The sequence below is a fragment of the Sinomonas sp. G460-2 genome, from assembly GCF_047759905.1.
Classification (GTDB): domain Bacteria; phylum Actinomycetota; class Actinomycetes; order Actinomycetales; family Micrococcaceae; genus Sinomonas.
Window position 1 is genome coordinate 1 of the sequence record NZ_JBKZWT010000107.1, and the last position, 11391, is coordinate 11391.

9 protein-coding genes and 1 pseudogene are annotated in these 11391 nt (G+C 69.3%); all 10 read right to left on the reverse strand.

Features of this window, described 5'->3' with window-relative positions; genetic code table 11:
- The coding region (locus ACLN58_RS11595; RefSeq protein ID WP_415855414.1) for a rhamnulokinase at positions 1 to 1176 on the reverse strand (1176 nt) is incomplete at its 3' end.
- Entirely contained in the window at positions 1173 to 3206 is a 2034-nt protein-coding gene (locus tag ACLN58_RS11600; RefSeq protein ID WP_415855415.1) for a bifunctional aldolase/short-chain dehydrogenase, read from the reverse strand. The genes ACLN58_RS11600 and ACLN58_RS11595, both read right to left, overlap by 4 nt.
- Before the next feature lie 211 nt (positions 3207 to 3417).
- On the reverse strand, positions 3418 to 4587 hold the full coding sequence (gene rhaI / locus ACLN58_RS11605) for an L-rhamnose isomerase (RefSeq protein WP_415855416.1): 1170 nt from the start codon (positions 4585 to 4587) through the stop codon (positions 3418 to 3420).
- Positions 4584 to 5090: an L-rhamnose mutarotase gene (locus ACLN58_RS11610; protein WP_415855417.1), complete on the reverse strand. Its 507-nt coding sequence runs from the start codon at positions 5088 to 5090 to the stop codon at positions 4584 to 4586. Before ACLN58_RS11610 ends, rhaI begins: the two co-directional genes overlap by 4 nt.
- Before the next feature lie 93 nt (positions 5091 to 5183).
- Positions 5184 to 5978, reverse strand: coding sequence for a DUF1961 family protein (locus ACLN58_RS11615; RefSeq protein WP_415855418.1), 795 nt, complete (start codon positions 5976 to 5978; stop codon positions 5184 to 5186).
- A complete protein-coding gene (locus tag ACLN58_RS11620) occupies positions 5971 to 6627 on the reverse strand; it encodes a rhamnogalacturonan acetylesterase (RefSeq protein WP_415855419.1) in 657 nt (218 codons plus the stop codon). The genes ACLN58_RS11615 and ACLN58_RS11620 overlap by 8 nt, the downstream gene beginning before the upstream one ends.
- Positions 6628 to 6663: 36 nt before the next feature.
- Complete coding sequence (locus tag ACLN58_RS11625) at positions 6664 to 7536, reverse strand: carbohydrate ABC transporter permease (RefSeq protein WP_415855420.1); 873 nt, start codon at positions 7534 to 7536, stop codon at positions 6664 to 6666.
- The gene (locus ACLN58_RS11630; protein ID WP_415855422.1) at positions 7536 to 8507 is read right to left on the reverse strand and encodes an ABC transporter permease; all 972 of its coding nucleotides are present in this window, start codon (positions 8505 to 8507) and stop codon (positions 7536 to 7538) included. Before ACLN58_RS11630 ends, ACLN58_RS11625 begins: the two co-directional genes overlap by 1 nt.
- A 47-nt stretch (positions 8508 to 8554) precedes the next feature.
- Positions 8555 to 10117 carry an extracellular solute-binding protein gene (locus ACLN58_RS11635; RefSeq protein ID WP_415855421.1) on the reverse strand — a complete coding sequence of 521 codons (1563 nt, stop codon included), beginning with the start codon at positions 10115 to 10117 and terminating at the stop codon, positions 8555 to 8557.
- A 59-nt stretch (positions 10118 to 10176) separates the two neighbouring features.
- A pseudogene (locus tag ACLN58_RS11640) lies at positions 10177 to 11391 on the reverse strand (hypothetical protein); the annotation flags it as partial.

Genomic DNA, 11391 nt, shown 5'->3' on the forward strand with positions numbered 1-11391 from the left:
CGCGATCCGTGCGGGCATGTCGCCGGGCGCGATGAACTCGTCCGAGTCGGCGTCGACCTGCGGGCCGCCGGCCGGGAGCGCGGCGGCGTCGGCGAGCAGCTGCTCGAGAGGTAGGTCGAGGCCCTGGGCGGTCCACTCGCGCTGGCATTCGCTCAGGAGCCACAGACCGCCCACGTTGCGGAGGTATCGGATGGTGCCGTCCACGCCTCGCTCGTTCGTGAAGTTCGCGGCGCGGCTCGCCTCCGTGAGCACGGGGGCCCCGAGCTCGACGCCCACGAGCGACCACGTCCCCGAGGAGATGTACGCGACGTCCTCCCCCGGCACCGCGGGAACAGCCGCGACGGCAGAGGCGGTGTCGTGGGAGCCGACGGCGACCACGGGCGTGTCCGGCGGAAGTCCGGTGCGTTGGACGACGGCGGGCAAGAGCGTGCCGTACGCCTTCCCCGGCGCGATGAGCTCGGGGAACAGGCCCTCCGGCAGCCCGAGGGCCTCGAACAGCTCCGCGGACCACTTCCCAGTGCGAGCGTCGAGCAGCCCCGTGGTGGACGCGTTCGTCTCCTCGGTGCGGCGAGCGCCGGTGAGCCAGAACGCGAGCAGGTCCGGAATCAGCAGCACCTGCAGTCCGTCGAGCTCCGGCTCCGCCGCAAGCTGGTACAGCGTGGTGAACGGCAGGAACTGCAGGCCGGTCACGGCGTACAGCCGCTCGGGCGAGGCCTTCTCGTGGACCACAGGCACGGTGGCGTCCGTTCGCGAGTCCCGGTAGGCGTGCACCGGGAGTCGGAGTCGCCCGGCCGAGTCCACAAGGCCGTAGTCAACGGCCCACGTGTCGATGCCGATGCTCTCGATCCGCAGCCCGCGGGATGCCGCGAGCTCCCCTGCCTTCGCGAGGCCGGTCTGGACCTCGGCGAAGATCCCGCACACGTCCCAGCGCAGCACCGTGGTGCCGTCGCCCCTCGCGCCGTCATCGAGCACGCCGTTGGGGAAGCGGTGAACAATCTCGAGCGTGACCCGCGGGGCGCCGTCGCCCGTGTCCACCCCTGCCCGCAACGCGCCGTCGTTCGCGCTCGACCCACGCGAAACCGTGGCGAGGATGACGCGGCCCGAGGAGGCGCCGACGTCGACCGCCGCGAAAGCGCGCACGCCGGGGCCCGCGCCCTGAGAAGTGCTCGCGCTCACCGCAGGAAGGCGGCGGCGACGCCGGCGTCGACGGGGATGTGCAGGCCCGTGGTGTGGGAGAGCTCGTTGCTCGTGAGGACGGCGGCCGCGTTCGCGACGTGCTCGGGCAGGACCTCGCGCTTGAGGAGGGTGCGCTGCGCGTAGTACTCGCCGAGCTTCTCCTCGGGCACGCCGTAGACCGCCGCGCGCTTGGCGCCCCAGCCGCCCGCGAAGATCCCGGAGCCGCGGACCACGCCGTCGGGGTTGATGCCGTTGACGCGGATTCCGTGCTCGCCGAGCTCGGCCGCTAGGAGGCGCACCTGGTGAGCCTGATCGGCCTTGACCGCGGAGTAGGCGATGTTGTTCGGGCCGGCGAAGACCGAGTTCTTCGAGGAGATGTACACGATGTCCCCGCCCATGCCCTGGGCGATCATGGCCTTCGCGGCGGCCTGGGAGACGAGGAACGATCCCTTGGCCATGACGTCGTGCTGGAGGTCCCAGTCCTTCTCGGACGTCTCGAGGAGCGGCTTCGAGATGGACAGGCCAGCGTTGTTCACCACGAGGTCGATCCCGCCGAAGGCCAGGACCGCCTCGTCGACCGCTGCGGCGACGGCCGCGGCGTCGGTGACGTCCGCGCGCACCCCGATCGCGACGTCGGTGCTCCCCAGCTCGGCCGCTGCGCCCTGGGCCTTCTCGAGGTCCAGGTCCGCGATGACGACGCACGCGCCCTCGGCCGCGAGCCGGGTCGCGATCGCCTTGCCGATGCCCGACGCCGCGCCGGTCACGAGCGCGATGCGGGTCGCGTGCGACTTCGGCTTCGGCATGCGCGCGAGCTTGGCCTCCTCGAGCGCCCAGTACTCGATGCGGAACTTCTCGCTCTCGTCGATCGGGGCGTACGTCGAGACGGCCTCGGCCCCGCGCATGACGTTGATGGCGTTGAGGTAGAACTCCCCCGCGACCCGAGCCGTCTGCTTGTCCTTGCCGTAGGAGAACATGCCCACGCCGGGGATGAGCGCAATCGCCGGGTCCGCGCCGCGCATCGCGGGCGAGTCTACGTCCGCGTGGCGCTCGTAGTACGCCGCGTAGTCCTCGCGGTACGCCGCGTGCAGTTCCTTGAGGCGCGCGATGCTCTCCTCGATCCCGGCGTCCGCGGGCAGGTCGAGGACGAGCGGCTTGACCTTCGTGCGCAGGAAGTGGTCCGGGCACGACGTGCCGAGGGCCGCGAGGCGCGGGTGCTCGGCGGAGGCGAGGAAGTCCAGGACCCGGGGGTCGTCGGTGAAGTGGCCCACCTGCGGCCGGTCCGCCGAGGCGAGGCCCCGGATCACCGGCGCGAGGGCCGCAGCCTTCGCTCGGCGCTCGGCCTCGGGCAGCGCGCCGTAGCCGTCGAGCGATGGGCCGAACGGCTCCGGGCGGCCGTTCTCCGCGAGGTACTTCTCCGCCTCGGCGATGATCCACAGCGAGTTGGCCTCGGCCTCCCCGCTCGTCGCGCCCCACGCCGTGATGCCGTGGCCGCCGAGGATCGTACCGATCGCCTCGGGGTGGGCGTCCTTGATCGCGGCGATGTCGAGGCCGAGCTGGAAGCCGGGGCGGCGCCACGGAACCCACACGACCCTGCCGCCGAAGATCTTCTCGGTGAGGGCCTCGCCGTCGGCCGCTGTCGCGATCGCGATGCCCGAGTCCGGGTGGAGGTGGTCCACGTGCGCGGCGTCGACAAGGCCGTGCATCGCGGTGTCGATCGACGGCGCGGCGCCGCCCTTGCCGTGGAGGCAGTAGTCGAACGCGGCGACCATCTCGTCCTCGCGCTCGACACCCGGGTACACGCCCTTGAGCGCGCGGAGCCGGTCGAGGCGCAGCACGGCAAGGTTCTTCTCGGCGAGCGTCCCGAGATCGCCGCCCGAGCCCTTGACCCAGAGGAGCTCGACGGGCTCGCCCGTCACGGGGTCGGTCTCGGTGCCCTTGGCGGACGTGTTCCCGCCGGCGTAGTTCGTGTTGCGCTTGTCGGCGCCCAGCCGGTTCGAGCGGGCGATCAGATCAGCGACGGTCTGGTTCATGGTGTCCTCTGCAGGTTCTGGGGCGGGAGGGCGGGTTTGGGTGGCTGGGCGGGTTCGGGTGGCTGGGCGGGTTCGGGTGGCTGGGCGGGTTCGGGAGTGCGTGCGCTCCTGCCCACATGGGAGCGGCCTGAGCGCCCTCGCCCGGCGTGTCGCGGCGCGGCACGCCGAGACGAGTGCGGCTAGGTGAGCAGGACCGCCCAGGGAACGGAGGCTAGGCGCCCCAGCCCGCCTGGGTGCCGCCCACGCGGGAGTCGTTGATGAGCTTCTGGTAGCCGGACGCGGCGTAGGCGGCCATGGGGTCGGTGGGGAGGCCACGCTCCTCGCGCCACGCGGCGAGGGCCGGGCGGACGTCGGTGTAGAACGCGTCCATGACCACGGCGTTCGCGGCGAGGACGTCGTGGTTGCCCTGGGCCTCGGCAAGCGCGGAGCGGTCGAGGAGCAGAGCGCGAAGGGTCATCTCTTGGACGTTGAGCACCGAGCGGATCTGGCCCGGGATCTTCTCCTCGAGGTTGTGGCACTGGTCGAGCATGAGGGCCACTGCCGAGTTCGGCTCGAGGCCGCCGCCGCGGACCACCTCGACCATGATGCGGAAGAGCTGGAACGGATCTGCGGCTCCGACGATGAGGTCGTCGTCGGCGTAGAAGCGCGAGTTGAAGTCGAAGGAGCCGAGCTTCCCGAGGCGCAGGAGCTGCGCGACGATGAACTCGATGTTGGTGCCCGGGGCATGGTGGCCCGTGTCGAGGCACACGAACGCCTTCTCGCCGAGGGCGAGCGTCTGGGCGTACGAGGTCCCCCAGTCCGGGACGTCCGTGTGGTAGAAAGCCGGCTCGAAGAACTTGTACTCGAGCACGAGGCGCTGGTCCTCGCCGAGCCGCGCGTAGATCTCGGCGAGGGATTCGGCGAGGCGGTCCTGGCGGGCGCGGATATCGTCCTGGCCGGGGTAGTTCGTGCCGTCCGCGAGCCAGATCTTGAGGTCGCGAGAGCCGGTCGCATCCATGATGTCGATGCACTCGAGGTGGTGATCGATCGCTCGCCGGCGCACGGCCGTGTCCGAGTGGGTGAGCGAGCCGAACTTGTAGATGTCGTCCTGGAACGTGTTCGAGTTGATCGTGCCCAGCTTCACGCCGAGGCCCTCGGCGTACTCGCCAAGCGCGGCGTAGTCCTCGACCTTGTCCCACGGGATGTGCAGCGCGACGCTCGGGGCCAGCCCGGTGAGCTCATTGACCTTCGCGGCGTCCTGGAGCTTCTCCTCGACGGTGCGCGGCGTGCCGGGCGTTCCGAACACCTTGAAGCGCGTGCCCGAGTTGCCGTACGCCCACGAGGGAACCTCGATCGCGAGGCGATCGAGAGCCTCTGGGATGCGTACTTCCGTGGTGCTCATGCGTGATCTCCTGTGGTGGGTGCGGAGTTGGTCGTGGGGGCGGCATGGGGGCCGGCGGGGTTGATCGTGAGGGCGGCTGCTTGGGCCGAATGGGCGGCATGGGGGCCGTCGGCGTTGGTCGTGGGGGCGGCTGCGCGGGCCGGACGGGCCGCTCGGACGGCCGCGAGCTGGTCCTCGAGGTTGAAGACCTCCTCGAGGGGGACGAAGGATTCGTCCGGGGGCGTCTCGATCCCGTCGAAGAGGTCCGCCATCTCGGCCTGCCAGCGGGCGTTGACCTCGAAAGCGGCCATGCGGGCCGTCGCGGCGTCGAGGCTGTCCGTCTCGACGTAGCCGATGAGGAGCCCGTCGGGGCGCAGGAAGAGTGAGTAGTTGCGCCACCCCGCGGCCTCGAGGGCTTCGAGCATCTCGGGCCACACGGCGGCGTGCCGCCGCTTGTACTCCTCGATGCGGTCGGGCTGGATCCACTGCTGGAAGCAGATCCGCCGCGTCGCGGTCTCGCTCATGGCGCTCCTGTTGGTGGGGCGGCGTCTGCACCGCCAATTATGAATCGATTCAAAACGTTTCGTTCTCCAGAATAGAGCCGACCGTTGAGGGGGTCAAGAGCGAGCGCCCCTCACAACCGTCGGAAACGCCCCTTGACCGTCGGAGAGAGGCATGACCGTCCCGCACGAGGGACGGTCATGCCTTCCAGGGACGGTCGAACGGCATTCCGACGGCCCCAGCGACTCAACCCGCAGGTTCCGGTACGCCGCCACGAGGGGCGCCATCTGCCGGAAGCCCAAACGGCCACCCGCAAGCGGCGGTCCGGCCGCGCCGTCGTCCGTCCAGTCCAACAGCGGCAGGCCCTCGATCGAGAAGGCGAGCCGCCGCCCGTCCTTGACGAGCTCCGCCCGGTAGAAGCGGTCCGCGTCCTCGGCGGGAGGGAGCGGATCCGCGCCTTGTGCCGCAAGGTGGAAGCCCGGGCTCTTGCGCAGGTTGCACGTGCGGAACGCGCGCTCGGACGCGTGCTTGTGCCGGAAGTAGCTCACGTGCAGCGCCCTGATGTCGCCCGAGTGGTACTGCGGGTAGTAGCCCGTACGGGGCGCGAGTGCGGGATCGAAGAGGTCCTCCCCTGCGGCGCCCTCGGCGGCCACGAACACCATCGCGAGCCCCGGCTCGCTCACGGGCCGGAACTCCCACGACGCGCGGATGCGGTCGGGGAAGCGCTCGGGGCACCAGAGCGTGAAATGCGCGTGGTCGCCCACCGCGGCCTCGTCGCCCGAGCTGGAAAGGACGACGGCGCCGCCCCCCGCTGCGTCCTCCCACGCCTCCGCGCGGACGGGCCCCTCGCCCACCCAGCCCTCGAGGTCGCCGGGGCTGGCGAGCGGGTTCTCATACAGGACGTCAGCCACGGGCGGCCTCCGGCTCCCGCACGAGCGGCGCGAGCCGCTCCGCGACGTGCCGCGCGACCCGCTCGGCCCCCTCGACGCTGAAATGCGTGTTGTCCTCGAGGCCGTCGGCCCAGTGATGATGCTCGCCACGGGCGAGGTGGGTGAAGAGCCGGACCGAGCCGTCCTCCCCGAGCTCCCCGTAGAGCGAGCGGGTCCACGCGTTGAGGTCGATCACGCCGACCCCGAGCTCCGCGCCGAGCTCGCGGACCGCCGCAGGATACTCGCCGAGCGTGGGTTCGGGCCGCCCGCCCGCGAACTGGCGCCGCTCGACAGGCGTGCACAGCACCGGCCCCGCGCTCCGCCCCCGCACCTCGCCGACCATGCGCCGGAGGTTCGCCGCATACCCGGCGCGGGGCGCGAGATGTTCGCGCTTCTGGTCGTTGTGCCCGAACTGAAGCACGACGGCGTCTCCCGCCCCCGCGAGCGCAAGCGCCGCGTCCCACAGTCCCTCCTCGCGGAACGACTCGGTCGAGGCACCGCCCTTCGCGAGGTTGTGGACGGCGGCCCACCGGTACACGAACGGGGGCAGGGCGGGGCCCCACCCGCTCATGGGGTACTCGTACGAGGGGCATGCGGCGACGGTCGAATCGCCGGCCAGGATGATCTTCATGGGGCCCTTTCGGCCTCGGGGCTTTCGGAAACGCGCTCAGCCCTTGACGGAGCCGATGAGCATGCCCTTGGCGAAGTGCTTCTGCAGGAACGGGTAGAACACGAGGATGGGCAGCGTCGCCACGACGATGACCGCGAACTTGACCCCCTGCTCGGGTGGGACGTAGTTCGGATCGAGCGCGCCGGTTCCCAGCAGGTCCGCCGAGGTGGTGACCTGCCTGAGATACATCTGGAGCGTCCACATGCTGCTGTCGCTCAGGTACAGCAGCGGGCTCATGAAGTCGTTCCAGATGCCCACGGCGTAGAACAGCGCGAACGTCGCGAGGATCGGCTTGGACAGGGGCAGCAGGACGCGCAGGAGGATTTGCACCTCGGTCGCGCCGTCGATCTTCGCGGACTCTTCGAGCTCGGCCGGGAGGTCCTGGAAGAAGTTCTTGATGATGATGAGGCTGAACGGGTTGATCGCCGCCGGGAGGATGAGCGCCCAGTACGTGTTGAGCAGGCCGAGCTGCTTGACCACGAGGAACGTGGGGATCATCCCGCCGGAGAACACCATCGCGAAGACCACGAGGTTCAGGACCAGGCGGCGGCCCCTGAGGTTCCGCTTGGCGAGCGGGTACGCCATCGTGACCGTCAGCGCGAGCTGGATGAGCGTGCCGACGGCCGCGACGAGGATCGTCGTGATCAGCGCCCGCGGGAACGCGGGGGTGGAGAAGATGTACTGGTAGGCGGCGGTGGTGAACTGCTCGGGCCAGATGAAGAAGGGCCGCCGCGTGATCTCCGCCTCGGTGGCGAACGAGCCCGCGATGACGTAGACGAACGGCACGAGCATGAGCAGGCCCACGCCCGCGAGGAACAGGTAGTTGACGGCGTCGAAGGCCCGGCCGCCGCGGGTGTTGTGGATCTTCATCAGAACAGTCCGCTCTGGTTGAACCGCTTGGCGAGCCAGTTCGCGCCGAAGATCAGCACGATGCCCACCACTGACTTGAATAGCCCCACGGCGGTGCTGTAGCTGTAGGCGCCCTGGGTGATGCCCACGAAGTACACGTACGTGTCGAAGACGTCCGCCACGCTGCGGTTGAGCGCGTTCGTCATGAGGAAGATCTGCTCGAATCCGGTATTGAGGATCTCGCCGATGGCCAGGATGAGCATCACGACGATCGTGGAGCGGATCGAGGGCAGCGTGATGTGCCAGACCCGCCGGAACCGCCCGGCACCGTCGATCACGGCGGCCTCGTACTGCTCCTGGTCCACGGTCGCAAGCGCCGCGAGGTAGATGATTGTGCCCCAGCCGGTGTTCTTCCACACGCTCTGGAGCACGATGAGCGGCCTGAACCAGCCCGGGTCGGACAGGTAGTCGATGTGGGTGCCGAGGGCGTCGTTGAGGAACTTGAACAGGGGCCCGACGTCGAGCGCGAACAGCAGGAACGTTAGGGAGGCCACGATCGTCCAGGACAGGAAGTGCGGGATGTAGACCAAGGTCTGCACCGTGCGCTTGAGGACCTGCAGGCGTACCTCATTCAGGAGGAGCGCCATGAGGATCGTGATGGGGAACCCGACCCCGAGGTTCAGGAGCGCAAGCAGGAGAGTGTTGACCAGCAGCCGGACGAAGTCCGGGCTCGAGAAGAAGTCCTGGAAGTTCCGCAGCCCCACCCACGGGCTCCCGTCGATGCCGAGGAACGGGACGAAGTCCTTGAACGCGATGCTCGCCCCGTACATCGGCGCGTAGCGGAACACCGCGAAGTAGACCAGGCCCGGTAGGAGCAGCAGATAGAGCCACTTGTAGTACGCGACGTGGGCGAGGAACCCGCGCCGCCGCGGGGCGGGCAGCGGCGCCTTGACCGCCGCCCGCTCCCGTGACTCGAGCTCGACGCCGCTCAGCTGGGTAGCGCCCGACCGTTGTACAGCGCTCGACTGTTGAGCAGTGCTCACTGCCCGCCGCCCGAGTACAGCTTGTTGATCTCGTCCTTCACCTGGCTGCCGCCGCTCGACTCCCACCGAGCGATCGCGTCCTTGAGGCCCTGCTCATCGATCTGCCCCGCGAAGTACTTGATGCGGGCGTCGGCGATGATGTTGTCGAGCTGGGCGCCCTTGGAGACGTACGTGGGCGAGACGAACGGCGCGGCCGGGTTGAAGACGGCGCTCTTGAGGTCCGCGGTCGTGAGCGCCATGCGCTGGTCGTACACGGACTGCTCGTACGGCGTGGCCTGTTTCGCCGGGTAGAACTGGTTGCCGATCACGTTCGTGCCGAGCTGCCCGTAGCCGCTCTGGACCTCGTTGGTCACGGCCTTCGAGGCATCGGTCGCGGGGGTCACCGGGGCGGCCTTGCCGTCGGTCACCGTGTAGTTGACGTCCTGGATGCCGTTGTTGAGCAGGTTCTCAAGGTCCGCGCTGTTGAGCTTGTTGAGGAATGTGAGCACCTTGTCGAGGTCGGCGTCGGTCTTGACGCTCGCCTTCGGGATCGCGAGGAAGCCCGCGTAACCCGCGGTCGGAAGGGCGTGGAGCTGCCCGTCGGGGCCCGTGAGGTTGCCTGTGAACGTCACGAAGTTCTGGTAGTCGTTCGGGTGCTGCTGCTTGTACAGGGTGATGAGCTGGCTCACGCGCGAGTCGACGTCGATGATGATGCCGGCCTTGCCGGTGAGGAACGGCTCGTTCCACTTGGTGCTGTCGAACGTCGCGAAGTCGGCGTTGATGAGCTTCTCGCTCACCATCTTCTTGATGAACGCGTCCGCCTGGAGGAACTGCGGTGTCTCGAAGCTCGGCACGAGCTTGCCGTTCTGCTGGGTCCAGCAGTTGCCGGCGCCGAACCACGTCTCGATGACGTCGTACGGGCTGTTCGTGCAGGGGCCGCCGGGCCACTTCGGGATCTCGATGCCGGTCGTGTCAGCCTTGCCGTCGCCGTCGGGATCGTCCTGCGTGAACGCCTTCGCGATCGTGTAGAGGTCGTCGACCGTCTTCGGCATCGCAAGATGCAGCTTGTCGAGCCAGTCCTTGCGGATGATCACGGACGTGCGCATGGCCTGGCGGGCCCGGAACACACCATAGACCTTGCCGTTGACGCTCGCGTTCTTCTGGATGTCTGGCATGTTGGTGGCGAGGTTCGGGTAGTTCTTGAGCTTGTCCGTCAGGTCCCAGAACGCCCCGGCCTGCGCGTTCTTGACGAAGCCCGGCGACTTGCCCTGGACCACCATGACCTGCGGCACGTCCGACGACGCGAGCGTGATGTTCGTCTTGTCCTCGTACTGCGCGTTGGGCGCCCACGTGATCTTGACGGTCTTGCCGGTGAGCTCGTTGAGCTTCTTCGCGATCTGCCCGTCTGCGGAGGGCGGGTCGGCGTTGAAGTACGGGGCCATGATCGTGACCGTGCTCGAATCGGTCGCGGTCTGCGAGCCGCCACCGCACGCCGCGAGCAGGAGCCCGAGCGTGCTGGCGACGGCGGTGACCGCCACGGCCTGTCTCATCCGAGATCGTCGCGCGAGGGAAGGGGTCATGGTCATCTCTCCTTTGAGTGAGGGTGGGTGGAGCGGTGTGGGTGAGTTGGAGGGCTAGTTCAGGGCTGCGCGCCCGCGGAAACGGACGACGGCGCGCCCCACCTGAGCGCGTCTGGCGGGCCGACGAGGGCGAGAGCGAGCATCGCGTTGAGGCACCACTGCGAGGTCCAGTTGGTCGAGAGCCAGGGGAGCTCCTCGACCTCGGTCCACGTCGCGACGCGCTGGACCGCCCCGGAGAGGGGCTCGCCGAGCGGGACCTGCGCGGCGTCGAGGAGGAGCTTCCACGCGTGGGCGGCGAGCTTCTCGTCCCGGCGGTACCACGCGGCGTACGCCATCATCCCGGAGGCCATGTAGGGCCACGAGAAGTGCGAGTCGTCGAGCGCTCCCCCGCTCATGGCGCGCTTGGCGCCGTCGTCCATCGCGTAGAAGGCCCCGAAGTCGGCGAGCATCGCGCGGAAGCCGTCGTGGTCCAGCAGCTCGGCCGTTTCGAGCCACGCCTGGGGCGCGCCGAACGCGATGATCATGTGGAAGCCGCCCGCCGTGCCGAGGCCCATGTGGTGGAGGTCGAGCGCCTCGGGGTCGAATTCGAGGGTAGGCCCCGACAGGAGGCCGAGCGGCATGCCCTCGAGCTGGGCCAGGCCCTTGAGGATCTTGTCGCGGTGCGCGGGGGCGCCGGTGCGGTCCCAGGCCGTGGCCCAGTTGGCCACGAGCGCCGCCCAGTCTGGACCGATCCGCGCGTGGGTGCGGCCCTCCGAGCGCGGGTAGAACTCGCGCATCGGGTCGAGCCGGCCCAGCGCGTGCTCGGCGTCGGAGACCTCGGCGAGGAGCTCGCCGATCCGCTCGTCGCCGCCGCTCAAGTAGTAGTACGGCCGGTGGAGCGTGGCCATGCTGATGCGAACTTCCTTGCAGCCGCAGCCCCAGTGGAGCACGTTGTGGCGCGAGCCGAGCTGGGCGTAGGGGCCGTCGTGGTGGCGGTCCACCTCGGCGCTGTGCCACGTCATGGCCTCGGCGAGCCGGTACGCCTCGGCACTGCCCGTGCGGAGGAAGTCCTGCCAGAGCCACAGGTTCGGGCACAGCTCGTTGTTGGCCCACGCGAAGCCGCCCAGGTCGTAGCGCCACTGGTGCCGGTGCGGGTCGTAGCTGTGCATGACGTCTCCGTAGTCCCAGTAGCCGTACCAGCCCCGGCGCTCGACCTCGCCCGCGTAGAAGCCGCGCAGCTCGGCGAAGCGGGCCTCGATCGCGGCGGCGAGTGGGGACGTTTCGGGCTCCGGCAG